Origin of the sequence: Xanthomarina sp. GH4-25 (assembly GCF_045363175.1) — a bacterium.
Taxonomy (GTDB): domain Bacteria; phylum Bacteroidota; class Bacteroidia; order Flavobacteriales; family Flavobacteriaceae; genus Xanthomarina.
This window is the reverse complement of record NZ_JBJFLO010000013.1, coordinates 1-25,551: the sequence shown is the minus strand read 5'-3', so window position 1 is coordinate 25,551 and position 25,551 is coordinate 1. Positions and strand designations below refer to the sequence as shown.

Genomic DNA, 25,551 nt, shown 5'->3' with positions numbered 1-25,551 from the left:
GCAATCAAATTATATAATTCTAAAAGATTACATTTATCTTTAGACTATAAAACACCAAATATGGTATATAAATTAACAGCGTAAAATCAATTTTAACCTGTAGCCATATTTCAGGACTAGACATGAAACTTAAACTACAATAAGCATAAATGATAAAAAAGGCATTTTTTTTAATTTTGATATTACTACAATGTCTTTTGACTTTTAGCCAAGTTAGAGAATCTATAATTAATATTAATGATTCCGAATTAAAACTTCTAATAAATAAAGCGGAGAATGGAGATGCTGATGCTCAAATTGAACTTGGTGCAAGATATTATAATGGGTATGGAGTTTTAAAAGACTATGAAAAAAGCACTTATTGGACTAAAAAAAGTGCAGAACAAGGATTGCCTGATGCGCAATATGCATTAGCCATCTATTACGGTTCTGGTAGTGGAGTTCCGAAAGATATTGAGAAAGCTTTTTATTGGTTTGAAAAAAGCGCTATGCAAGAAAACAAACATGCTCAATTTCAACTTGGGATAATGTACTTACTTGGCAAAGGTGTTCAACCTAACAAAAAAAAGGGTGCAACTTGGATAAAAAAGAGTATGGACAATGGTTCCGATAGAGCAAAAGAAATTTGGAATGAAAAGAAATTATGGGTATATCTTTAATTAGAAATCTAACTTTAATAAAATCACTACTGCCAACACTGTATATAAAAAATGCGTAGTTTAGTGCTAAACCAAAAGAAAGTGCGTACTTGCTTTCATCCGATTTTCGTTCCGAAAATCCTCTGACACAAACACGCACTTTACATACACGAAACCTTTACAAACAATTAAAACCAAACTTTACGGAATGAAAAAACTAAATTTACTCTTTGGACTTTTTATCGGATTAACAATTTTATCATGCTCATCTGATGATGAAAATAATAATGAAAGTGAAAATCAAATAAAAGGAGGTATCCAAATAGGAGAAGTTTTCTTTGAGACTCCTTATGTGTATATTAATGATGAAAATATTAATGACAATAACCCTAGTGACCTTGCAATTATTATGAGTAATAAGTATTTACTTGTTGATAATATAGAATCTGGAATAAACTATATGTATGTTGACTATTTAGGTGTTGACTTTGAAAGTGGACAAAAAGAACTTTTGGATTATAGAATTACCGAAAATGCTTCAAGAGTAAATAACCTTATAGAAGGAGGAGTTCGTTTATTAGAAGATAACTTTGGATCTGATTTAAACGCTACTGAAATCAGTTTCATAATAAATTCAATTACAACTCAAACTATTGACTTTCAATTTTCATTTACCAGAGAAGATGGAGAGTTAATTAGTGGTTATTATTCAGGAGATTATACTGATGTAAGTGAATAAAAACTGTTTGTAACACTGTATATAATTTATTGCTTGGTTCCAGCTTACTTACGAAAATCCTTTCGGATTTTCTATTCGGTATTTATTTGCTAAATTAGGTGCTTAACCACGCAACAAACCATATACAAACACGTTGTGTATCAGCAAAGCAGGGCGATGTCAAGTTAAAAATAATAGAATAATAAATATGAAAACATTTTTTTCTGTATTGGCTTTTGTTTTCTTATCAATGTTTTCATTTGCTCAAAATCAGACAAATCCAAACCTTGAAATTGAACAGAAAGAAGTAATTAAAAAATCAGCCTACCTGTTATTTCCGACTCAAAACTATTGGACTTTTATCAAGTTAGACACTCGAAATGGAAAAATGTGGCAAGTGCATTTTACAGTAGAAGATGATGCCATTCACGGTGAGCTAATTTTAAATTCAATACCTCTTGTGGATGAAGAAAAAGAAGTTAACGGAAGATTTACTCTCTATCCTACTAATAATATGTACAATTTTCTATTACTCGATCAAATTGACGGAAATGTATATCAAGTACAATGGTCAATGGAAGAAAAATATAGAGGAGTAATTCCTATTTATTAAACTCAATCGCTAATCAACGAATGCAAAAATGATAAATAAAAAAACTCCGTACAGACAACAATGAACTGAGTTAAAAAAACGAAATTTCTCCATGTATAATAGACAAATCACAACTGCTTTATAACAGTAGTAACGATACCCCAAATAACTAAATCATTATCCTTAGTCACTTTAATAGGTGGATAGTTTTTGTTCTCTGCAATAAGCCAAACAATATCCTTTTCAATCTTTATCCGTTTTACTGTAAACTCCCCATCAATAAAGCATACTGCTATTTTGTTGTTTGTTGGCTCTAAGCTTTTATCTATGATAAGTAAATCTCCATCATGAATCCCTGCATCATTCATGGAATCCCCTTTGACTCTACCGTAAAATGTGGTACTTGGGTTTTTTATTAGATGCTTGTTAAGGTCTATGTTTATATCCAAAAAATCATCAGCTGGAGAAGGAAATCCTGCGCTAATACCGTTTACAACATAAGGTAGCTCAAGTTCCGATGATACATCGGCTTGAAAAAAGGTAATATTTGGTGTATTGTAAAGGTTTCTTACTTGCATATTACAAAGTTATTAATATGAAAAATTTAATAGAATCATTTTTCGATTTATTATTTCCAACAGATACTAATAAGTTTTCAGAAGAAAAGGATATAGAAGATGAATCTTTTTCAGAGAAAGTTGCAATACTCGTAATAGTTTAATTATAGTTATGTTTAGTTTTTTTGTTTTAAGATAATGTTTAACTATTCTCTACAATTTATATTTCCTCATTGGTTATGCCATAAAGCTAATAAACCATTTGGTCTATTTTCTTTTAAAATTGCACCATCTGCTTTCCCTGCTCCTTGTTGGTTTTTATGCTCTGTAGTAATATTGAAGTTTGGTTTTGGGTTTAGCGTATAGTCCAGAATATTTACAAAAAGTTCGTCTAAAAACTTCGCTTGATATTGCTCTTCTTTAGAGTTTTTAATGTTCTCTTGAATGGTTGGGTTATGAAAATATTTGGTGTATTTTTTATAGGCTTTATCAACCGTTGCTTGGTCTTGTAATTTAAGATTTTGTTTTAAAACAGAAGTTTGAAATAATGCCATTAAATTGAATGAATTTATTGAATGACTAAAGTTAAAATATAAAGCTCAATTTCCATCTTTCTCGTTAAGAAAATTACTAAAGATTTCATATTCTGAAAAATTTTATAATTCATGACCTTATTTTTTGTATTAATAAGCCTTACTAAAAGTAAGGTGATGTTTTACTCATAAAATTTTTCATCAGAATTAAGAAAAGTAATACATTATTTGAAGACCGTTGCTAGACCGTTGGTAGACCGTTGGTAGACCGTTGCAAGACCGTTGGTAGACCGTTGCTAGACCGTTGATTTTGACATCAAAAGAGGTCACATTGACTACAAGTGCGGTCAAAAACAGTTTGTTAATTTGTCGTTTTATGAAATATGAAGTATTATAAAAATAAGTAAAGGAATACCTTACAAAAAGTAACGTGTTGCTTTACGCTTTTAATACTTTACAAAAATACTCATTTTTATTAGGAAAGCATCGTTAAGCTGCCAAAGCCTTTTTTTGACTAAAAATAAAATCAATCAGATCATCCCCATCTTCTAGTCCTATATTTTCTAACAAATTGCTACATGAAATATTGAGACCGTCTTTTCGTAATTGCATTACTTTTCTATTCCAGTCTTTGTATTCTGATTTGTCAGGAAAAGCAATTATTTTACGACCTTTTAAAGGCTTTAATAATTTGGCTTTGAAGTTTGCTTTACTTCCAGTAGCCATCCATATAATATCTCTTCTAAATATACTCATGATTATAGCTGTTTTTTCGGACTCAACAATACCTATAGCTTTTATTTCACAATCAGTTAATAGGTGCATGCCAAATAAACACTGTTGTAATACAAAGTCTTTAATTTGCAATACACGATGTAACCATGTAATACAATTAAATGGTTTCTTAACTCTTTTGCCTGTTTTTTTGTCATACAACATCACTTTTCCTGCATGAACATCTGCATTCTCATCAATCTGCAAAAATAATGTTGCTCCTTTCCAATGATTTGAAGTTCCAATTCGATATTTAGTAATCACCTCTATTATATCTACTCTATTATGAATTTTCAAAAGATATTTAATAAAATTATTCTCCATGTAGTTATTGCAAAATTCTCCAAAAATATTTTGACTGTGGAAGGTTGGTTCTTCTGGTTTATAATCTAAAAGTTGTACTGAAACAGGTGTGTTGCCTTTTGGAGTAAAATGATGAGCACATTTACTCTCTCTATCACATCTTCCAATGTGATCTTCTAAATATTGTTTTGTTTCAGCATCAACATATCTAACCAAGGTCTTTTTCTGACAATTAGGACATAGAAACTTCTTACTTGATTTATCTAAATGGTATTTATAATTCATAATGACTTGTTTTTTAGTTGGTTGTTTTAATTTTGGTAGTATTCGTAATGTTCGTAATACTCGTAACATCCGTAAGGTTTACGAGTATTACGAGTATTACGAGTCATGTTTATTGTATTTTCAATTTCTCATAAAGGTATTCTAATGCGTCTTCATCTGTAAAGACGGGTACATTATTAACATCTGGTTTTTTAATTGGTTTTGGATATAACTCAGATTTCAGCATATTGTATAGCTTAGCCATCTCTTCCTGTGGAAGTGACTTTGCTACTTGATATACTACTGATGCATCCATACTTTGTTTAAGCTACTAAACGTTTAATGGTGTTTCTTACGGTACCTTCACTTATACCTAATCTTGATGCAATTTGAGTATTTGGCATACCCTCCTCTTTCATTTCAATAATTTGGTCATCTCTTTCCGATAAATCAGAAGCTGTATATTGTTTTAGATGCTCACTTTCTGAACCTAACTCTTCAAATTGAAATTTTAAAAAATTATGAGGGTTTTCAATTTTACAGACTGCTACGTTTTCAGTATGAAATACTTGTTCAGAATTTCGTTGTTTAATCTGTTTTATATAACGAGTAGAAGACATAGAAGCACTCTCTCCTATAGCAAATGCACTATCACAGAAGTTCATTAGCATTTTACTTCCTGATAAATCATTTTTAGTTATAGGCTTTGTAGCGTCTCGTTTAGGTGTATGAGCTAATACAAGTATAGAAACTCCATGTTTTTTATTGATGGCTTTTAAGTGTTTCATTAAAACAAGCGCATCTTTTGCTCGTTCATTATCATTTTTGAGATAAGTAATGTTATCAATTACTAAAACCTCCACTTCATATTTCTCAATAACTTTCTCAAAAGAATGACACAAATAATCTTCATAGTCTTTAAACTCTTTTGGAATTTCTGCTTCTGAATTAATTTCTACTCTAAAAAAGTTTTTCGAAAAATCATAATGATCATTATAATTATTGGAATAACGTTTCTCAAACTGCTTATCTGATAGCTCAAAATCAAAATAAGCAACTCGTTTAGGTCTAGTCTCAATATCAAAACCATCAATAGGTATTCCCCTACTTATACTATTAGCTATTTGAACAGCTAGAATAGACTTACCAACATTGGTGTCAGCAAAAAGAATACAAAGCTCTCCTTCATGCCAGAATTTATCAAATAACAGTTTCGGTATTGGACGGGACTTTGCTTCGTCAATCCATTGATTTGCAGTTTTAACAAGAAAGCAACTGATGTCACTTTCTTGTTTTACTGGTTCTTGTTGAAGTTTGTCAATATTATCATTGACAACATCAAGTTTTTCTCTTGCAATTAATTTTCTTTCTCCCATAATTATATAAATATTACATGATTATTCCATAACACATCTCGAACAAGCTCAGAAACTGTTAAGTTTATTCTAAGCACTTTGGCTTCGATTAATTTTTGTAAGTCATCCTCAATAGGGATAGTTAGTTCTGTTTTTTTCATTGTTTTTGGTTTTAAAAAGGTTAATAAATAAGGAAGCCACCCAAAGATGACAGGCATCTCTAAGTGACTTAATTGTTTTTTAGCAAGTAAAAATTTAGATTCATTCAATGAATCAGTCTTTTTATCTGCGTTCTTCTTTGCAATGAAACATTGGCATGTATCGATTGCTTTTAAAAAAATTTCTGCTGATTGTTTACAATTGTTTTCCATTAGAATTTTTGATTAATTTTCTAATGGCAATGTACTATCCGATTTGAAAAAATGGATAGTGCTGAGAGTAGTTGTGGAGTAGTTTTTTATAGTGCAAACTACCTCAAACTGGTGTTTTTATAAAAACACTATTTATTTGTAGCTAATTCTTTAAATTCAGACGTATAAGTCTGCATTCTTTTTGCATGTTCCAATTGTATCATTTCATCAATAATTGGAATGTTATGTTTTTTTATTTCATGTACTTTAAGAAGATAACTCATAAATTCCTTCTTGCTATCTTTAATGAGATTTAATTTCACTAAAACAGGGTATAGGCTATCTATATGTGCAGGTATTAAATGATCTAAATTATCAATTGTACTATGGACTTTTAAAAAAATTTCCAATCTTGGAAAGATATGTTTGAAGTTTTCAAACGTCTCCTTTAATACACCCATTTTAGAAAAATACAAATCACTTTCAAATCCGAATTTATCATTTAAACTTATTAATTTCTTAAGTTGAAATTCAAAAGCAATAAACTCATTTAACACTTTATTTTCATTCATTAATAAACTATCGAAGTAATTCAAATTACCATAAAGATACTCTAAGAGAAAACTACGATTAGCTATTTCATATTTTAATGCTTCTCTTCGTTTATAAAGAAAGTGCATCTTATTTTCAGCTTCAATATTTACAATACCTCTCACGGAAACCTTTCTTTTAAATTTTTTTATACCATCAACACTAAACTCCTTATATATTTCATTGAAATAATAAAGAGCTCTTTTCTTATGGTTTTTCTTTGACTTACCATAAACCTCTTCATTAAATTGCAAAAAGAAACTTAGAAATTGTTCATCAATATAATCCTTATATCTAAGAATTAGAAAATCATAAAAATCATAAACTAGCAATTTTGTAGGTCGAATTATAGTTTTTAAAGACACTTTTACATGATCGTAATAAGCGTCTCTAATAGAGATGTCCCCTGTCTCTTTACCAACTTTAAAATAGTTGAGTAGGACAAGAATATCATCTTGTTTTTCAGTCGGCTCATTTTCAAATTTATCTCTATCTAAAGTTCCAAAGTATTTCATAGTAAATTATAGATTTAAAGGGCTACGAAAATATTAATTTAGGATTAGATATTAAAGTTGTAATACAATGTTTTACATGTTATACAGTGTTTTACATTATACCTAAAACGTAATACACTGTATTACAACTAACACCATTTAATATATTTTACTTTAAAAAATGAGAAAAATCTTCTGGCATTTCAGCATCTATATCCCTAAGATAACTTTCTAAAGCAGACATGGAAGAATGTCCAGTAATAAGCATCAGCTTACTTTTTACAGAATGAGGTGTCATATTATCTTCTTTTGATATTTCTCGATAAAGTTCAGAGATAAAAGTGTGTCTAAAACTATAGAGACCATAATCTTGATTTAATCCAAAATGGTCTTTGACTTTTTTAAAGCGTTTTGTAAAGTAATCACGTTTACTTGCTTCACTAACTTCCCATTTTCCTCCTATCTGAGTAGTTGTAAATAAATCGTCTTCAACAGAGTAAATTGATAAATCAGGGAGTTTATCAAATAGAATACTTGGTATAATTTTCTCTTTTACAAGCTTATTTTTTGCCTGAATTTGCATTTTTCTGTCTTTTAAATTTAGGTCACCTATCTTTAATCGACAAACTTCCATAGGTCTTAAAAATCCATAGGAAACAAAATCCACAAAAAGGGATAATAAAGGATCGTTTTTATCCATATATTCCTTAATATCTTTTAATAATTCAGAATTATAAGACTTGTTTCTTTTGGGACTAGATTTCAATTTCTTTAATCTTGTAACAAAATTTTCTTGTATTACATCGTTATCGAAAAGAGTACCAATAAAAGAATTGATGTCATTTCGAGTATTATTCCTATTTCTAGGACTGGTATTTTGCAAAACGTAATTGAGGTATTGTATTACGGTCTTTTTAGTGATAGATTTAATGTCATCACTTTCCTTAAATTCATGTTCGAAAAGCCATCTATAAAATTGGTTTATTCGACTTCTGTATTTAGGAAAGGAGTTTGCATTTAACACTTTCTTTTTGGTATCAAAAACCAACTTTTTTGCTTCTTCAAGTGTTACTGTAGCCTCTTCCTTTTTTATCTGAGAGATAGCTTCTACTTCTTTCTCATTTTCAACAAGCTTTGGTTCATCTTTTTTAGCTGTTTGTAGAGTTTCAGCTTTAACATGTTTTGGCTCACCCATTAAATTCCTCTTAACATGAGAGTTATCTTCTAGATAAGGATTGTATCCAGCTTCAAGCACATCCAATAATTTTCGTTGGATAGGTTTCAAGATACTTAATCTACCTTTTCTTGTTGAAAAGCTATTAGCAGAGGCTTTAATTCTTTTTTGTTGTGTCATTAATCCTGTTTCAGGATTACGAAAAGAATAATAGACATACCAAGGCTTATTAAGAGCTTCATTTTGCTCCTTTTTGGTATACTTAGACCATTGGTCTATTTCTACACCACCTGTGTAGATTTTAGGTTCATTGTAGTTGGGTTTCATAGTAAAATCATGTACTGAATCATGTACCTGCAATATAAAACTTAAAACTGAAGTCATAAAAAAAAGGGTTGTGAATACACAACCCTTTGATTTAATTAGCTTTAAGCTTAGTAGCGGGAACTGGACTCGAACCAGTGACCTTCGGGTTATGAGCCCGACCTCGACCGCTTTTTCAACACAAACACTGGGGTTCCCAGCTATTGTTTTTATGTAATCGTGTTCCAAATCGTGTTCCTGATTTTGTTCACAAGATTATACAATATATTACCCCAAATGTAAATTATTTTTACATAAAGCCTATCCATTCTTTAAAAAAATTGTGATTATATAAAATTAATGAATTTTAAACTTTAAGAAGTTTAAGTTTATTAGTAACTCCTCCTTAAAGTTAACATTGACAAGCAAATTAAAATATTTTATCATTTTGAAAACTTATGATAAGAAAATTAATATTTATATACATAATGGAATCTAAAAAATTGAAAAAGTTACCTCTTAAACAAGATATTGAAACTAAAAATGTTCTTAAAAAATTAGCTTCAGCTCAAAGAGCATTAGCTGAGTTTAAAGGAATAATTTATAGTATTCCGAATGAGAACATATTTATAAACACTTTAGGACTTCAGGAGGCTAAAGACAGTTCTGTCATTGAAAATATTAGAATTTATTAGCGAAATATAACATCCTAAGAAAAGAAAAGCTAGGAACTGGAAATCACTATGTAAATGAGAAGATGATTAACATTCTAACTCTTAAAGACTAAATATATACTTTTATAAAATTGCCATTTTACTAAAATATATTTATTAGAAAAAAGTAAAAACTAGCATTAAAGTTAAAGACTTTTAACTCATTTTAGTTAACTTTATATAATTCAACATATTATGAAGCAAACTATAACTCTAAAACCTCTTCAGCATAAAAACAAAAACCAAATAGCAATTGGATTTGTGTTTAATGATAAAACAAAATCTTACATTAAAAATTTTAATGGTGTTACATGGAGTCAAACAAATAAAACTTTTTATGTAGCTCAGAGTGATCAAACATTACATGAGCTTTACAACTATCTACTAAAAGGTGGGTTTTACATTGATTATAGTGCATTAAAATATGTAAAGAAAGCTACAATAACATCTGACAGCAAGATAAAACCTCCAGACAAAGTCATCTTATATCAAGAATTAAACTTAAATCAAAAAAAACTCTTAAAAGAGTATGTAAATTATTTACGTGGTAAAAGGTTAAGCAAAAGTACCATATCATCATACGGATACTTTATTCTTCGATATTTAAACCTCCATAAGGACATTGAAAAAACAGATTGGAGCGTACGTAATATTCAGTATTTTATGGAACAGGTTATTGCTAAAGAACATTATAGTATTAGTAGCCACAGACAATGTGTTAGTGCAATAAAACATTTTACATCTTTTTGTAATTTAGATGATTTTGATGCTAGCAATTTTAAACGTCCTAAAAAAAGTAATTATTTACCAACTGTTTTATCAAAAGAAGCCATTATTGATATTTTACAAGTAACCAAAAATTTAAAACATCGTACAATAATTGGGTTACTATATTCAGGAGGACTACGAATTGGTGAGCTTTTAAATTTAAAGCTGAACAATTTAGACCTTGATAGAAGCCAAATACTCATTAAAAAAGGCAAAGGTCGTAAAGATCGTGTTGTAGGAATGAGTCAAGTAATCAAACCTTTATTGGCAAATTATATTTACACTTATAAACCTGTTGATTATGTAATAGAAGGACGTGATGGAGGCATGTATTCGGCAAGCAGTATTCGAGCATTTTTAAAACAATCGTGTAAATTAGCAGGCATAAATAAACCCGTTACACCACATACTCTAAGACATAGTTATGCCACACATATGCTAGAAAACGGTATTGATTTACGGTACATACAAGAATTATTAGGGCATGTTAAACCAGAAACCACAATGATTTACACACATGTAGCTCAAAAAAATATTATGCAAATACGTAATCCATTAGATGTTACAGTTGAAGAGCTTCAGGTGAAGGACAAAGGCAACAAGAAAGTGTTGATATCCCGAAATTATAAACCATAATTAACTATATTTGAGTTTATATAACAAGTTGGCAACCATTTGAGAAATGACCGTAAAAGAAGGAGACATATTTATTTCTAAACTCGAAAGGAATTTTTTCGGAGCATTCAGAATATTAAAAACGAATGGAAAAACGAGTTTTACAGAACATTTAGAATGTATTTTAGTTGGAATTACACAATATATCGGATTAGAAAAACCAAAACTGAACGATAAAAACCTAACAGAAATTTTAATTGAGAATCGTTTCTTCTCTAACAATAAATCTGCGATTGGAATAAGAATATTAAAAGGAATAGAAAACTTTGAATATTTGGGCAACATTCCTTTAAAAAAAGATGAACGAAATTTCAAAATCGAAATTGGTGATGGCACAAATGGATGTTATCCCTACTATGGAGCTTTTGAGAAAAACTTTGGGCAAGATGCTTTTTTTGAATGGAGATGGGAAAACGAAAAAGAAGAATTTCAACAAGAAGTAGAGATTGCAAAAATTGCATCTGAAAAAAAAGCTGAAGAATACCGAAAGAGAAATATGAAACCTAAAAAAATGATAGATGAAAAATCATTTTGGGAGGTTATTGATAAAATCGATTGGTCAAAAAGTGATGATGAAGAAAGAATGTTGACAGCGATTAAGTTTTTAGCTAATAAAAAAGTGACTGAAATAAAACAGTTTCAAGAGAATTTAAGCTACAAACTCTATTTGTTGGACAATGAGGAAAACGCAAAGAATATTGGAGAAAATTCATATGGAAAAGAATATTTTTCGGCTGATTATTTTCTATATGTAAGATGTTGTGTAATTGCCAATGGCAAAAGTATGTTTGAAAGTGTGATATTGGATTCTGAAAAAATGCCAAAAGACTTAGATTTTGAACCACTGCTCTATCTTGCAACTTCTGCTTATGAACAAAAAATGAAAAAGGACTTTGAATACGAATCAGGTTGCGACTATGAAACATATTCAAATATTAATGGATGGAAATAAAAACGGTTGCCAACACCGTGTATAATTCATTGCTGGTTATAGCCTACTTACGAAAGTCCTCGCGGACTTTCTATCTGTGATTTATTTGCTAACTTTAGTGCTTAAACACGCAACGAAATCATACACAAAACCGTTGGCAAACATTTGAAAATGACAGATTCTAATAAAAATTTAAATATATTAATAGACAAGGAAACCCCAAAAATCACGAATGTCAATTCAAGAATTTTTCGAGTTTTGAGTATGCTTTTAGATCATTTTATTATGATTTTTATAATTGTTCCACCATTAATTATGTTGATTATTTTAGGAGAAATGGGAATTTTAAAAATAAGTGATATGACATTTTATGTGGTTTTCTTCTTTATGATATTTATCTATTTAAATAAAGACTTTATAAATGCCAAAAGTCCTGCTAAACGGATTTTAGGATATCAAGTTATTAATCTAAAAACCGGAAAACCAGCAAATGAATTGCAATGCTTCGTTCGGAATTTGACAATCTGTGTTGCTTGGCCTTTAGAAGTTATTATCGGATTTATAAATCCAGAAAGACGAATTGGAGATTTTATTGCCAACACCAAAGTTGTCATATCAGAAAAAGAAAAACTAAAATTAATATGGACTGATTTAAAAAGTATAACGCTAAAATTAAATTTTATCGGGATTTTAATAATCGGAGTAATTTATTTTTACGGTTTAAGTCTAATATTGCCGAATATGAATTAAAAAAACGTTTGCCAACACCGTGTATAATTAATTGCTTTGGTCGTTGCTTATTTGGAAAATTCCTGCGGAATTTTCTCGTGTTCGTAAATGTTTGCTAACTTAGTTGCTTAACCACGCAACTAACCATACACAAACACGTTGTGTGTAATTTAACAAAATGAGCCCAATAACAATTCCATACCATATTTTAATTCCAGTGATTATTTGCATTGTCGGATTAATAATGATTTTAGCTAAACGAAAAAAAATATTTCGGAAGAATAAAAGACGATTATTATGGATTAGTTTGACAGTTTTTTTATTGGCATATTTATCAGTTGTTGGTTCAGCTCTTTATGACGACATATATGCTCAATGGAACTTAAATTCTTATGACCTAAACAAAGACGGATTTTTTAGCGGAAATGAAATTAACGAAAAACAATCGCAAGCAATGGCGAAATTGACAAATGATATCGGAAGAAATCTTTCTTTTATAACTGGGATTATCTTTGGGTTGCCATTTATGATTTTGACTTATATTGGCGGATTAATATTAACGAAAAGAAAAAAAAACTACACACAACAACGGCTATAGTTCATTGCTTCTGACTTTCCTCTCGGAAAGTCCTCGCAAATTTGCTATCTTCGGTGCACGGCGGAAAATCCTCGCGGATTTTCACGCAACGAAACCATAGCCAAACACGTTGGCTGTAATACAAACCAAACAAACTGAAAATTTAAAATGGAAGAAACTATTGCGAAAGAAAACTCATTTGAAGAATTTGAAAATATAAAAAAGAGAAGACGGAAAATGCTTCCTTGGTGGATTAAAATATTCTGTTGGATTTTTATGTTATTCGGACTTTTATCATTTGTTTGTTTAATTCTCGGATTTACGAATATTAAACCTGATCTTGCTTTTTACGGATTTGAAACAAATGAGCCCTTTTCTTTATACGGACTAATTGTAATTTCAATTGGACTTCTGAAAGGAGTTACCGCATTTGCATTGTGGTTTGAAAAAGATTTTGCAATAAAAATTGGAAAAATAGATGCCATAATCGGTATTGCTCTTTGTGTAATGTCTATGGTAGTTTTACCTTTTATTCAAGACGGATTTAATATAACTCTTCGATTAGAATTAGTATTATTAATTCCATTCTTAATCAAACTGAATAAAATTCAAAAAGAGTGGGAATCAATAATCTGAAAAAAAGTACTACAGCCAACAATGTATAACCGCAATTACGGCGGATTCGACTACGTCCGAATCCACTCGGAATTGCTAACGTCTGTGCTTAACCGAAAATTATTAACTTTAATCCCGTAACTGACGGTTATACAAGACCGTTAGCTGTAATGTAAAACCACCAAGGAAACTATGAAGAAAGTATGTATATTTTGTGGAGACCCACCTCAAAACAAAAACAAAGAACATATTATACCAAGGTGGTTAATGAAATTGACTGACACTGAAAAAAAAGATATGTCAGTTGGTTCAAACTGGAAAGAAGGAAAAGAAATTGTTTTCAACTTTGCATCATTTACATTTCCTTCTTGTACAAAATGTAATAGTGATTTTGCTCAAATTGAATCATTAGTTAGACCAATAATTGAAAAAATTTTAATAGATGAATATGTAAGTGTTCCTGAATTAGAAATCTTGCTTGATTGGTTTGATAAAGTAAGAATTAGTCTATGGCTTGGAATTCAATTCCACAATAAAGGCACTTTTAATATGGACCCTAAATATTACATAAATAATAGAGTTGGATTAAAAGACCGCTTTTTGGCAATAACTAATTGTTATGACAACTATAAAGGACTAAAATGGACTGGAGCTAACACTTTATGTTTTATAATGAGTCCAACTTGTTTTACCTTGAAAATAAATAATATTTTATTCACGAATTGCTCTTCTGATTTCATAGTTTCTAAACAATTAGGATTTCCATATCCAGCATTTGAAAGACCAAATCCAAACTCTCATTTGACAGATTTTCAATTATTAATTGGTACAAACAAAACTCAAAAAAGGATATTTAATTCCAAATTACATAAGCCAAATATTATAATAAGCCAACCAATGTTTAAGGTAGCCAAGGGACATTTTGATGAATATTACGATTATGAGTATATCAAAAACAACAGCTACGAATTTGAAAATGGAATTGGTAAAATATTTTTGACCGAACGAAATAAAACAGAACCTCTTGAAAGAGACGAAGAGGTATGTTTTGCATCAGAACAAAGTAATGTTCCTAAAAGGTTCAAATTGAACAAACCAACATTAGAACTACAAATAGAATTATTAACTTCAAAAAAGTATAATTTAGATTTGCTAAATGACACTCAAAAAAAGCAACATTTTGAAGGTTTGAATGGGATTATCAATTACACCAAAGAACAAATAAAACAGTATAATTATTAAAACACTACAGCTAACAATGGCTATAAGTAATTGCTTGTTCTCGCCTATTTCTGAAAATCCTCGCGGATTTTCAGTTCTGTGCGTACTTGCAAAGTTAACCGCTAAACCACGCAACTACTCATAGCCGAGACCGTTAGCTACAATTTGAAATGACAACTTTCACAATCATATTTGGATTAGTTTTAATACTAATTATTTACTTTTTTATTTCGAATAAAATCGGAGTAAAAAAACTGAATGATGAAATAAACGAAATTTGTTTAGCTCACGAAAAACTCAATTATCCAGAACTTGACAAGAAAACTCAATTGGAAATAATGGAAACTGGAAATATGAATTCAATTGCGAAATTAGTTCCAGAATTTAAGGACAAAGAAGTACCTTTTCAACTTTTGAAAAAGTATATTACAATTTCAAAAAATGACCTTAAAGAACACATACGGATTTCTGGATTTATAGAAAAACAGAAATTGGAAAACGCACCAAATCCTGAACACGACGGAATTTGGTTATTAAAAGACAAAATTATTGACCAAGAAAGAGGAATTACTCAGCGAACTTGGAAAGTAAATAATGAGAGTGAAATAGCGGAAATTTACGCTGATTTACTTTGGAATAAAATAACCGATTAATAAAAACTGTAGCTAACATTGTATAAAAATAATGCGTAAGTTTATTCCTTAATCTAAAGTTAGTGCTTGTTTGCTTGCATCTGATTTTCCTTCGGAAAATCCTCGCACTCAAACTACGCACTATTCTTATACGTAACCGTTGTGGTGCATATAAGAAAATGAGAACTAACATAAAAATATCGTTTCTGATTTTAATGATTTTGACAATAATCGGATGTCAAAACTCTGACAAAAATGAAAAACAGTTAGCTCAACAAGTGTTTGGAAAATGGAAAGGAGAAAATGACAGTCTTGGAGTTGAATTAAATTATGAACAATTCAAAAAATGGAATGACTTACTCGAACGGACTGAAAAAATTGTATGCAATGATAGTTTGCCAAAATATACTTTAAAAACAGAGAATGAAATAAAGACCATTTATTTCCGCAATCCGTGTTGGGAAGATTTTGCTTGTATTTTAATCAAACAAAAAAATGTGATTGAAATCCATAACGACACAATTAATAAGAATGATGAAAATTTCTTCCCTTTAGATAGTTTAGAAAACGTTTTAAAAAGAGATTTAGAAAATAATGGCAAAAACCCAAAGTTAAGTGATAATCCAGAAAAACTGTTGATTTACATTTCATACGACAACAAAAATGGATTTAAAAATCTACCCAATACTTTAAACCAACTGACAGAAACCTACAAGCGAATTACAAATAAGACTGATATTAAAATATTGTTGAATGAAAAAATTTACCTTATACCGCCACCACCGCCAATGAATGAAATTGAAATAAATGAATAAAAAATACGCACCACAACAATGTATAACCGCAATTACGGCGGATTCGACTACGTCCGAATCCACTCGGAATTGCTAAGGTTTGTGTTTAATCCGAAAATAATCGCTAATTTAACCCGTAACTGACGGTTATACGAGACCGTTGCCAGTAATTTGAGAATGACGAAATCAGAAACAAAAATATTAGTCGGAATTGGAGTTCTGATTTTATTAATTGACATATTTCTACTGAAAATATGGGTTGCTGATATTGAGCCGAATATATTTATGTCCAATGGAATTTCATTCCCTAGATTTAAAACTATCGGAATAAATTTATTGATTGCAATAGTTCTATACTTTATAAAAAAGAGATATTCAGCTTTGTTCTTTATTAACGCAATTGTTTGTCCACTACTTTTTACTTTCTTTTGGAATTCTTGGATTGAGAATAATCCATACTCGACGACTGAATACACTTTTAAAGTTGAGGATAGAAACTTTGTGTTAAGTATTGATAAAAATCCTGACTATTTTGGAATTGACGAAATCATATCGGAATCAAAAGATTCAAATATGACAGTTGGAATGTATGAAAAAGTAGGTGATACTTTAAAGTTGACAAGTTTGCAAGAGACAATGTATTTATATAAAAACCAATTAATAGGATTTTCGCAAAGTCCGAACGAAATTGAATTGAATAAAACGGAATAAAAACTACTGGCAACACTGTGTATAAAAAATGCTTATTTTAGTGCTTAACCAAAAGGAAAGTGCGTGTTTGCTTTCTTCCGATTTTCGTTCCGAAAATCCTCTGACACAAACACGCACTTTTCATACACGAAACCGTTAGCCTTCATTTTGACCAAACTGAAACCTATGAAAAAAAATGTTTACGGAATAATAATTTCGATACTCTGTATCATCAATATTCTATTTATGATTTTCTGTTACTTTGTATATGATATGGGTAAGATTAACAATATTTACATAGTTGGCGGAACGATTATCTCAATAGTTCTTTTAATACTTCTTTTTAAAAATAATGTTTATGGATATATTGGAACTATAATCTTTTACGGAATACAAATGATAGGAACTGTATTAATTTTCGATAATTTTAGATACGGGCTAATTTTTCGCCAAGAATCTAATATGACTATTAATTCAAACTCATTTCTAGGGGATTTGAATTTTACAGCAATTTTGATAGTGATTTTAAGCCTTCTTGGTTACTACCGACATATGAAACTGCAAGAACTAAAAACGGATTCTCAAACTGAATAAAAAAACGAAAGGCTAACACCGTGTATAATTCATTGCTAGTTATAGCCTACTTACGAAAATCCTCGCGGATTTTCTATCTGTGATTTATTTGCTAACTTTAGTGCTGAAACACGCAACGAAATCATACACAAACACGTTGTGGTTAATTAAAAAATCCCGTTGATGAATAAAAAATTAGGTCTGATTTTATTGATTATTACATTCTATTCTTGTGATAATAAAAAATATTTTACTGAATATTATCCAAATGGCAATATGAAAGTAAAAGTAGAAATTAATAAAGATAGTTTGCAGATTGGAACCTATGAAGATTTCTATGAATCCGGAGAATTAAAATCAAAAACTACTTACTCAAACGGAAAAATTTCAGATACTTTTTATAAATTTTACAGGAACGGAAAAATCCAAGAGAAAGGTTTGGAGAAAAATAATTTTCTAAATGGATGGTGGCTTTATTATGACTCAAATGGCAAGTTAAAAGAGAAGAGCGAATTTATAATTGTAAAAGATAGTTTGTACAAAAACCAATCCTATTACTACGACAAAAATGGAAATATCAAAATAGAGCCAAGTACATTTTTTGAACTTGAAATTTCAGATACACTTCGTATTGGAAAAAATGCAGGAAGAATTAAAAACTATGTTACTAATTTCAACAATAGAGAAGCAAATCTTCTATCCGTAATTATCGATAACGAAAATTCAGAAAAAGAAATAAAAAAAGATACTTTTGGGAATGGAACTTTAAAACCATTTTTTGGTGTAACCATTTTTAAAACTGGAAAGCAGAAAATTAAGGGTAAAATTCTAGAAAAAGTTTTAACTAAAACCAAAGAGGATAACGATTTGTACAGATTGACAATTGTCGAACATTATAAATATTTTGAAAAGGAAGTTTATGTCTGGGATAAAGAAAAAGAAACTGAATTAGGAAAAAAACTTCGAGAGGAAATGATAGCTGATAAAAATAACTAACCACAACACTGTGTATAAAAAATGCTTATTTTAGTGCTTAACCAAAAGGAAAGTGCGTGTTTGCTTTCTTCCGATTTTCGTTCCGAAAATCCTCTGACACAAACACGCACTTTTCATACACAAACACGTTGCCAGTAATTTAAGAAAACTCTCGAAATGAAAGAAAATTATGACTTTTTAATGGAATGGGCAGTTTGGGGACATCTTGATTCAAGAACTGATTTAGAATTAATCCTCTTAAAAGGACATTTACTTATCGAGCAAATATTAGATGGAAAACTTAACAGGTGCGGAATTGAAAATCGAAAATCATTGTCTTTTTACAGTAAAATACTTGCGATTGAAAAATTAGATTTTGAACAGACAGAAAAGAAAAAAATAATTCTCAACGCACTAAAAAAATTGAACAAATTGAGGAACAATTTAGCTCACGATTATAAATTTGACTTGAACAATGGAGAGTTAGAGTTATGGGCAAAAGGAATACTAAAAAACTTGAATGGAGAAAAATACACTCGATTTACATTTAGAACCAAAATTGTTCACGCATTTTCAACTTTGACAATAAATATTTTAGAATTAACGAATAAAGAAAAACAGTATGAGTACAACAATTTTTAACCGAGAAATAAAACGTTTGATAATAAGTGAAAATCATCCTGTTTTAGAATACGTAAATGAAAAATTCAAAAACAGTCGTAAACACAAAAACTACTATGGCTTTTTTGACGACTTTTTGTTTAAGTACGGAATTTTGACTTTAGGTTACTCACCTACTCTGAATGGAAATAAATACGTGCCATATATAAATTGTAGTCGGAATAATATATTCCGTGAAGAAAAAGGAATAACTGACTTATCAAATAAAGCACACAGTTCAACTGAATGCCAAAAAATAATAGCTGGATATTTAATTGAGCATTTGAAGTATTTGAAAGTGTGGAATTTTGAAAATTGGAATCCTGAATTAAATTACGAAAAGACAAGTTGAACGGAATAAAAACTACTGGCAACACCGTGTATAATTAATGGCTGGTTCTCGCCTACTTACGAAAATCCTCGCGGATTTTCTATTCGGTTTTTATTTGCTAAATTAGTTGCTTAAACACGCCACTAATCATACACAAACACGTTGCCAATAATTATGAGAAAAAACATTTTACTTCTATTTATACTTTTTAATTTTGGTTCAGTTTTTTCTCAAACTGATGCAATAACCAATCTTATTAATGAAACAGATGAACTGAATTTAGATATGAGGGATTTTGTTAATTATGCGAAAGATAAAATCAAAGACAAAACCGAACTTACTAAATTTTTCTATTATTGGGTTGGGACACATATCGAATATGATTATGTCCTATTTCAAAGTGTTTTAGATAAAACCGTTGACCCGAATCAATTTCAAAGCACTCAAGACGAATACGTTGTTTATGAAAACAGAAAAGGCATTTGTGCTGGATACGCAAATTTATTTAAATGGTTTATGAATGAAATTGACATTGAGGCAGTTGTAGTTTCAGGACATATTAGGGATGAAAGAAATCATTATGTGGAGTTATCTTCCGATGATAATTATAGACACGCTTGGAATTCAATTAAACTAAATAATAAATGGCTTCTCGTCGATTCAACTTGGGGTACTTCGGACGACATTTCAGTTTCTGATTTTTATTTTGACATAGACCCGAATATAGCAATCATAAGTCATTACCCATCAGAACCAAAATGGCAACTATTAGAAAATCCTCTTTCATTGGAGGAATTTAATAATTCAAAGTTTGTAAAACCAATATGGTTTTTTTCTGGCTATACAGATATTCCAACTTTAAAAGCGGATAATGATTTTTATTACTTGGTTTATCAATCTAATCCGAATAAGAATTGTTCAGTTGAATTAATGTATAGTATTGATAATTCAAATTTTTATCCTATCAAAAACCTTGTGAAAATAGAGCAAGATAATTTTACTTATTTGCGTTTTCCAAAAAAAGAAATATCAAAAACAGCATACTTTAAATTAAACTTGACAATTTCGAAAATGTACGGAAACACAAGAAATACATTTATTACCAATGGAACTATCAATTTCAAAACGTGAAAAATAACTATTGGCAACACTGTGTATAAAAAATGCTTATTTTAGTGCTTAATCAAAAGGAAAGTGCGTGTTTGCTTTCTTCCGATTTTCGTTCCGAAAATCCTCTGACACAAACACGCACTTTTCATACACAAACCCGTTGGCTACAATTATTAAGAATAGATAATGACAAGAAGTAATCTTGAAAAGACCTTACTAGTAAAATGGACAGTTGAAAATTATGAACATAATATAAATTTTAGTGTTGACAGACCTGGATTATATATACATAAGTTAATTAGAGACATGATTGAAACTCCAAAACCTGATTCAGTTTTTAAGTTCTATTCTGGCTCCGAAAAAAATATAGAATCTCTCGAAAAATCTTACTTATATTTTTCAAGTCCAAGGAATTTTAATGATCCTTGGGATTGCCTAACAAATAGAGAAAAATATATTTTAAAAGGAGGAGAAGGTATCAGGAAACATAGAGAAAATCTAGGAGTTTGTTGTTTTTCTTTAATTAACAACAACCCAATTATGTGGGGACATTACACGAATATTTATACAGGTTTTTGTGTAAAATTTAAAGATCCTAGAACGCTACTATTCAATCAAGTTTCTGTTAGATCACATGTGTCATATTTAAAAGACTATAAACCTTCGAACGATAGTTTTGATAAAATCTATCAGGAAATCGAAAATTTTTCAGAAATAAATGATGAATTACGACACATAATTTTACATGGAATAATGGCTGTTCAAAATTATACTTGGAAACATATTGATTGGAGTTACGAGAAAGAATATAGAGCTATATCTTATTCAACTGAAAAATTTAATCGTAAACTTCCATTTGATGCTAGTCTTGTTGAAGAAATATATATTGGTTATAAGATGAAAGATTTATACAATAAAAAATTCCAGAAAATATTGGAAATCGTTACTGATAAATATCCTCACATAAAAGTATTTGAAGTCAAACCTAATCCATTAATTGTACAATTAGATTTTAACGAAATTTCCATTTAATAACAGTAGCCAACAACGTGTATAACTAATTACTTGGTCTGTGTGTACTCGGAAAATCCTACGGATTTTCCTCTAGTTCGTTTTCTTTTATTAACTTAGACCTAGCCAACGTAACTAGCCATTACACGTATTCCAAGATCAAATCCTAATAAAAAGTCAATAATTTTATGCTGCATGTTGCTGAAGCACTACATAGGGTGTTCCTCTTTTTACAACCGCAAAAGCTCTTGCTATTAATTTATTTCTAACATTATTTATGGCGAGCATCTTATCCTTGCCTTCTGCCAACTTTCTCTTGTAATACAAACGCAACTCGCTGTCATGCTGTATGGCCGATACACTTGCCATGCTCAACAAACTTTTCATTTTCCGGTCGCCCAGATAATGGCATTGTTTTCTGCGATGGATACTGGTTCCGGAACGATGCTCGAAAGGGGCTGTTCCACAATAGCTTGAAAAAGCTCGCCAACTATCAAAGCGCGTAAAGTTTCCTGTATGATAAATGAGTTGGCAAGCTACCACCAGACCAATACCTTTAAGGCTTGAGAGCAGATCATAGTTTTTGCTCATTTCAGCATCTGCCGTTATTATTTCTATTATTCTGTCTTCTATGCCTTTTATTTGTTTTTCTATGTACGAGATACTGCGTGTTAGACCTATACATCCAACATCGGTAGTAGGACTAGACAAAAGTGCCCGCAACTCTTTTAGCGTCCCCTTGAGTCCAGCATTATTGCGAACCAATTGATCGCGTAGGGCAAGTAGTCTACCCAACTCTAAATGAGACATGCTCTTAACGGTGCTTGGGGTTAATTCCTCTCTATATAACCATGCGTAACGAGCGATTAAACAAGCATCCAATTGATCAGTCTTCTCCTTGACCACTCCTGATGATCGTTTTATTTTCAAGGGACTTTCCTCTACATAAACAATGTTTTGACTATCTAGATAAAGGGCCAGCTTTAATGAGTAATAGCCCGTATTCTCAAAACAGTAAAATACAGCACTTGATTTAGCGACCTTTAAAACCCATTTCAATAGGCTTTTATAACCACTTACATCATTAGTAAACTCTTTGTGTGATTGGGCTTGGTGACAATAAGCATCTAGTGTCTTTTTTGAAACATCAATACCTACCACTTCTTGATAATTTTTCATATTTTTACAATTAGAGTTAATAAATATGTTGCAAAAACTACTTCCTTTATCGGGAACTTATACGCCTGGTATTCCAAATGGTTCTTTGCAACTTTATAGAAAGAGAGGACTCGTACGTGTCATGGAACTGTAATTCTAAAACACGTTATAGTTCTCCTCTTTTTCTATATAAAGTTATTTATTACAAACTAAAGAAACACGTTGGGCATAATTTGAACGAATGAACAAAAACAAAATTTTTAGTTTAATATTAATCCTCGTGATTTTCATAAGTTGCGATGATACTACAGAGAAAACTGAATTCCAAGAGTCTGATAAAACTAAAATGGTTCTTCAGGAAGATATTCTACCTGAAGAATATTTAAAAACAGTTGAATTTAAAAATCCAATTTATGAAAAGAGAATTGACAGCGTTTCATTGGATATTTCATATAAATACGAATCTGAATTTTGGAAAAATAATAAATTAATTGGTGGATTTATATCTAAATGTTATGTTCATCCTCTTTCTGATTTGAATAAAATGGACGAGAATTTTTTGAGCTACATTGCTGGACAAAATTTTGAAGTATTTAAATCATCAAATTTCAGATACGAAAGAACTTATGAGTTCGAACTACCTTACAAAAGATATCGGATTTATAAAGTATTTGCTAATGACACATTGAATATGGGTTATGTATTCAATATTTTAAAAAAGAATAAAATAATTTATACCCTTATAATTACTCAAGATAAGTTTGAAATTGAAATTGAAAAATTAAAAAACAAACTGATTGAAATATAAAAACTATGCCCAACACTGTGTATAAAAAATGCTTATTTTAGTGCTTAATAAAAATAAGACCTGGCTTACTTTTTCGATTTTTTTTTTTTGAATTTTAAACAGCCAAATTCGAAAACAATCAAGTAAAAATTTCAATTTCTATATAAATTTATTTTCAACAATTTTATAAAGATTATAGAAATTTGTGAAGTGATACTTATTACAAAAATTCATTTTACCATATATTTTGTAATACAACAATTTACAGTTTAAAATACAAAGTATACATGCTTTTGGTTACAAAAGCACCCAAAAAGACCTCATTTGAAGTCAAAATCAACGGTCTTGTTTTTTTGTGATATTTTTTTATCACGCTTATATCACAAAAAATATCACAAAATATACTTTTCAAATTTGACTATAAGTCAGCCCTAATTAGTTAGTAGGGTATTTTGATTTTTGATGTATTGACCCTATAAACATATAAAGCTTAAAATTGTTCAACAAAAACTTCTCTACTTTTTCTAAACTGAATGTCCTACTCCCATCTGAAGAATAACTATGGAAAGAATAATATTTATTATACTTATCATCTCTTATTCTATATATATCAAATAAAACCTTATCAAATTCCCTCACTAAATCATTTGGCAAATGACCTTCTATTCTTTTTAAAGTTTTTACATAATTATTCAATTCTTCTTCTCCTTCTGCTTTATCACTATTAATCTTCTTAGAGTAAATCCAAATCATTAATTGCAAGAACTCCCTTGAAAATAAAAACTCATAAATTCTAGATTTGATTACTTCATGATGACAATAATCACCATTATGCACTTTCTCCAATAGTTCTCTTAGATAAGCAGAAGTGGTTACATTTTTCTCCACTGCCTTTTTCTCTATTTCAGCTTTTAACTCTTTTGATATTCTAAAGTTAATAGTTGCATCATCATTTTTGATAGGTTGTTTCTTAGCCATATTTGTAGGATTTGGTAATTTAAAATTTCACATTAAAAACTGTCTCTAAAAGAAACTTTTCTGCTGCTGCTGCTGTGATTAGTATTTTCTTTTCTTTCTTGGTCGTTTTCGGACTATTTTTATTCTCATTTTTTGACTGCAACGGATTAACAACTAAGTCTTGTATTATTTCGAAATCTTTAGCTGTTGAATTCGAATCTGGAATAGTCTGCTTAATTTCGGATGATGGCACAAAATGCTTTTGAAGATATTCCCAATGATTTTCAAATGTTGTTTTTTGTAATTCGAATGATAATAACGTTTCGTTATTTATTTCTGGAATATCTTCTTGAATATGGTCTAACATCCATGTTGATATCCTTTTGTAAAAAGCGACTTCTATACAATATTTCTTTGCTAGAAATTGAAAAGAATCTTCATCTAATTTGCTTCTCATTTCTAATAAAGCATAGGTATTCTTATCTAGTTCGGCTGTTTTACTTAGTAAATAATAATTGGAAGCCCCATTTTGAAGTGCCTTATTACTGCCATCTGTTTTCATAAGAACTACAGTATCAAATAAGGCATCAAATTCTTTATCATTCCATTTTTCACCATCCATTTCCACCCAAAACTTTCTAGGTATATAAAAGATAAGCGGTTTATATAAACGGCTCGATAATTCTTTTTGCTTATTGTTCAAAGATTCTTCCAAATTATATCTCTTATGATTTTATTAATTCTGAATAATCGTCTGGAAACTCTGCATCAATGTCACGTAAATATTTCTCAAGGGCTTTCATGGATGAATGACCTGTAATTTGCATCAATTTACTTTTAGCTTCAAATGGTGACGACCCTTTAACCAATTCCCGATATAATTTAGTAATATACGTATGTCTAAAGCTATATAATCCATAATCTGCTCCAAGATTAAACTTATCTTTTACTACACGCTTAAATCGTTTTGAGAAGTAATCACGTTTGTTACTTAATTC

Annotated in this window: 30 protein-coding genes, 1 tRNA gene and 1 pseudogene; 20 read left to right on the top strand and 12 right to left on the bottom strand. The window is 30.0% G+C overall.

What is annotated here, in order from left to right:
• Positions 1-149 precede the first annotated feature (149 nt).
• The 3 genes from ACI5KZ_RS14540 to ACI5KZ_RS14530 all read left to right on the top strand — a co-directional run bounded on the left by ACI5KZ_RS14540 (position 150) and on the right by ACI5KZ_RS14530 (position 1,969).
• A complete protein-coding gene (locus ACI5KZ_RS14540) occupies positions 150-659 on the top strand; it encodes a tetratricopeptide repeat protein (protein ID WP_406848054.1) in 510 nt (169 codons plus the stop codon).
• A gap of 187 nt (positions 660-846) precedes the next feature.
• On the top strand, positions 847-1,377 hold the full coding sequence (locus ACI5KZ_RS14535; protein ID WP_109310278.1) for a hypothetical protein: 531 nt from the start codon (positions 847-849) through the stop codon (positions 1,375-1,377).
• 187 nt (positions 1,378-1,564) lie between these two features.
• Positions 1,565-1,969, top strand: coding sequence for a hypothetical protein (locus tag ACI5KZ_RS14530; protein ID WP_406848053.1), 405 nt, complete (start codon positions 1,565-1,567; stop codon positions 1,967-1,969).
• Positions 1,970-2,076: 107 nt separating this feature from the next.
• Here ACI5KZ_RS14530 and ACI5KZ_RS14525 read toward each other — a convergent pair whose 3' ends face one another.
• The 8 genes from ACI5KZ_RS14525 to ACI5KZ_RS14490 form a co-directional block, all read right to left on the bottom strand.
• A complete protein-coding gene (locus ACI5KZ_RS14525; RefSeq protein ID WP_406848052.1) occupies positions 2,077-2,526 on the bottom strand; it encodes a LexA family protein in 450 nt (149 codons plus the stop codon).
• Between the two features lie 209 nt (positions 2,527-2,735).
• Entirely contained in the window at positions 2,736-3,059 is a 324-nt protein-coding gene (locus ACI5KZ_RS14520) for a hypothetical protein (RefSeq protein WP_406848051.1), read from the bottom strand.
• Between the two features lie 468 nt (positions 3,060-3,527).
• Positions 3,528-4,400, bottom strand: coding sequence for a DUF6371 domain-containing protein (locus tag ACI5KZ_RS14515; protein ID WP_406848050.1), 873 nt, complete (start codon positions 4,398-4,400; stop codon positions 3,528-3,530).
• Positions 4,401-4,702: 302 nt separating this feature from the next.
• Complete coding sequence (locus tag ACI5KZ_RS14510; RefSeq protein WP_406848049.1) at positions 4,703-5,755, bottom strand: AAA family ATPase; 1,053 nt, start codon at positions 5,753-5,755, stop codon at positions 4,703-4,705.
• A gap of 2 nt (positions 5,756-5,757) precedes the next feature.
• Positions 5,758-6,105, bottom strand: a complete 348-nt coding sequence (locus ACI5KZ_RS14505; RefSeq protein WP_406848048.1) for a hypothetical protein — start codon at positions 6,103-6,105, stop codon at positions 5,758-5,760.
• A gap of 128 nt (positions 6,106-6,233) precedes the next feature.
• Positions 6,234-7,190 (bottom strand): hypothetical protein, encoded by a 957-nt coding sequence (locus ACI5KZ_RS14500; protein WP_406848047.1) that lies wholly within the window; start codon positions 7,188-7,190, stop codon positions 6,234-6,236.
• 148 nt (positions 7,191-7,338) lie between these two features.
• Positions 7,339-8,727 carry a tyrosine-type recombinase/integrase gene (locus tag ACI5KZ_RS14495; RefSeq protein ID WP_406848046.1) on the bottom strand — a complete coding sequence of 463 codons (1,389 nt, stop codon included), beginning with the start codon at positions 8,725-8,727 and terminating at the stop codon, positions 7,339-7,341.
• Positions 8,728-8,781: 54 nt separating this feature from the next.
• Positions 8,782-8,869: transfer RNA gene (locus ACI5KZ_RS14490), tRNA-Met, on the bottom strand.
• 280 nt (positions 8,870-9,149) lie between these two features.
• Between ACI5KZ_RS14490 and ACI5KZ_RS14485 the strand changes: the two genes are divergently transcribed.
• From ACI5KZ_RS14485 to ACI5KZ_RS14410, 16 genes are all read left to right on the top strand, one after another.
• Positions 9,150-9,341, top strand: coding sequence for a Fic/DOC family N-terminal domain-containing protein (locus tag ACI5KZ_RS14485; RefSeq protein ID WP_406848045.1), 192 nt, complete (start codon positions 9,150-9,152; stop codon positions 9,339-9,341).
• A 213-nt stretch (positions 9,342-9,554) separates the two neighbouring features.
• A complete protein-coding gene (locus tag ACI5KZ_RS14480; RefSeq protein WP_406848044.1) occupies positions 9,555-10,763 on the top strand; it encodes a tyrosine-type recombinase/integrase in 1,209 nt (402 codons plus the stop codon).
• Between the two features lie 46 nt (positions 10,764-10,809).
• The gene (locus tag ACI5KZ_RS14475) at positions 10,810-11,754 is read left to right on the top strand and encodes a DUF4240 domain-containing protein (protein WP_406848043.1); all 945 of its coding nucleotides are present in this window, start codon (positions 10,810-10,812) and stop codon (positions 11,752-11,754) included.
• 150 nt (positions 11,755-11,904) lie between these two features.
• Positions 11,905-12,483, top strand: coding sequence for an RDD family protein (locus tag ACI5KZ_RS14470; protein ID WP_406848042.1), 579 nt, complete (start codon positions 11,905-11,907; stop codon positions 12,481-12,483).
• A gap of 157 nt (positions 12,484-12,640) precedes the next feature.
• Positions 12,641-13,060 carry a hypothetical protein gene (locus ACI5KZ_RS14465; RefSeq protein ID WP_123796503.1) on the top strand — a complete coding sequence of 140 codons (420 nt, stop codon included), beginning with the start codon at positions 12,641-12,643 and terminating at the stop codon, positions 13,058-13,060.
• Between the two features lie 147 nt (positions 13,061-13,207).
• On the top strand, positions 13,208-13,675 hold the full coding sequence (locus ACI5KZ_RS14460; protein WP_406848041.1) for a hypothetical protein: 468 nt from the start codon (positions 13,208-13,210) through the stop codon (positions 13,673-13,675).
• 171 nt (positions 13,676-13,846) lie between these two features.
• Positions 13,847-14,896: a hypothetical protein gene (locus ACI5KZ_RS14455; protein WP_406848040.1), complete on the top strand. Its 1,050-nt coding sequence runs from the start codon at positions 13,847-13,849 to the stop codon at positions 14,894-14,896.
• 149 nt (positions 14,897-15,045) lie between these two features.
• Positions 15,046-15,528, top strand: a complete 483-nt coding sequence (locus ACI5KZ_RS14450; protein ID WP_406848039.1) for a hypothetical protein — start codon at positions 15,046-15,048, stop codon at positions 15,526-15,528.
• A 158-nt stretch (positions 15,529-15,686) separates the two neighbouring features.
• On the top strand, positions 15,687-16,322 hold the full coding sequence (locus ACI5KZ_RS14445) for a hypothetical protein (RefSeq protein ID WP_406848038.1): 636 nt from the start codon (positions 15,687-15,689) through the stop codon (positions 16,320-16,322).
• Positions 16,323-16,478: 156 nt separating this feature from the next.
• The gene (locus ACI5KZ_RS14440) at positions 16,479-17,012 is read left to right on the top strand and encodes a hypothetical protein (RefSeq protein WP_406848037.1); all 534 of its coding nucleotides are present in this window, start codon (positions 16,479-16,481) and stop codon (positions 17,010-17,012) included.
• A 165-nt stretch (positions 17,013-17,177) separates the two neighbouring features.
• Entirely contained in the window at positions 17,178-17,585 is a 408-nt protein-coding gene (locus tag ACI5KZ_RS14435; RefSeq protein ID WP_123808480.1) for a hypothetical protein, read from the top strand.
• A 162-nt stretch (positions 17,586-17,747) separates the two neighbouring features.
• Positions 17,748-18,560: a toxin-antitoxin system YwqK family antitoxin gene (locus tag ACI5KZ_RS14430; RefSeq protein ID WP_406848036.1), complete on the top strand. Its 813-nt coding sequence runs from the start codon at positions 17,748-17,750 to the stop codon at positions 18,558-18,560.
• Positions 18,561-18,716: 156 nt separating this feature from the next.
• Positions 18,717-19,181 carry a hypothetical protein gene (locus ACI5KZ_RS14425; RefSeq protein WP_406848035.1) on the top strand — a complete coding sequence of 155 codons (465 nt, stop codon included), beginning with the start codon at positions 18,717-18,719 and terminating at the stop codon, positions 19,179-19,181.
• Entirely contained in the window at positions 19,162-19,551 is a 390-nt protein-coding gene (locus tag ACI5KZ_RS14420; RefSeq protein WP_406848034.1) for a hypothetical protein, read from the top strand. The genes ACI5KZ_RS14425 and ACI5KZ_RS14420 overlap by 20 nt, the downstream gene beginning before the upstream one ends.
• A 153-nt stretch (positions 19,552-19,704) precedes the next feature.
• The gene (locus tag ACI5KZ_RS14415; RefSeq protein WP_406848033.1) at positions 19,705-20,661 is read left to right on the top strand and encodes a transglutaminase domain-containing protein; all 957 of its coding nucleotides are present in this window, start codon (positions 19,705-19,707) and stop codon (positions 20,659-20,661) included.
• Positions 20,662-20,826: 165 nt separating this feature from the next.
• The gene (locus ACI5KZ_RS14410) at positions 20,827-21,672 is read left to right on the top strand and encodes a DUF2971 domain-containing protein (protein ID WP_406848032.1); all 846 of its coding nucleotides are present in this window, start codon (positions 20,827-20,829) and stop codon (positions 21,670-21,672) included.
• 165 nt (positions 21,673-21,837) lie between these two features.
• On the opposite strand, the gene ACI5KZ_RS14405 is transcribed toward ACI5KZ_RS14410, so the two are convergent.
• Positions 21,838-22,830: an IS110 family transposase gene (locus ACI5KZ_RS14405; RefSeq protein WP_109310346.1), complete on the bottom strand. Its 993-nt coding sequence runs from the start codon at positions 22,828-22,830 to the stop codon at positions 21,838-21,840.
• 220 nt (positions 22,831-23,050) lie between these two features.
• Between ACI5KZ_RS14405 and ACI5KZ_RS14400 the strand changes: the two genes are divergently transcribed.
• The gene (locus tag ACI5KZ_RS14400; protein WP_406848031.1) at positions 23,051-23,617 is read left to right on the top strand and encodes a hypothetical protein; all 567 of its coding nucleotides are present in this window, start codon (positions 23,051-23,053) and stop codon (positions 23,615-23,617) included.
• A 414-nt stretch (positions 23,618-24,031) separates the two neighbouring features.
• On the opposite strand, the gene ACI5KZ_RS14395 is transcribed toward ACI5KZ_RS14400, so the two are convergent.
• The 3 genes and pseudogenes from ACI5KZ_RS14395 to ACI5KZ_RS14385 all read right to left on the bottom strand — a co-directional run.
• A complete protein-coding gene (locus ACI5KZ_RS14395; RefSeq protein ID WP_109310272.1) occupies positions 24,032-24,574 on the bottom strand; it encodes a hypothetical protein in 543 nt (180 codons plus the stop codon).
• A 19-nt stretch (positions 24,575-24,593) separates the two neighbouring features.
• Positions 24,594-25,268: a hypothetical protein gene (locus tag ACI5KZ_RS14390; protein WP_123808448.1), complete on the bottom strand. Its 675-nt coding sequence runs from the start codon at positions 25,266-25,268 to the stop codon at positions 24,594-24,596.
• Positions 25,269-25,278: 10 nt separating this feature from the next.
• Positions 25,279-25,551, bottom strand: a pseudogene (locus ACI5KZ_RS14385) (site-specific integrase); the annotation flags it as partial.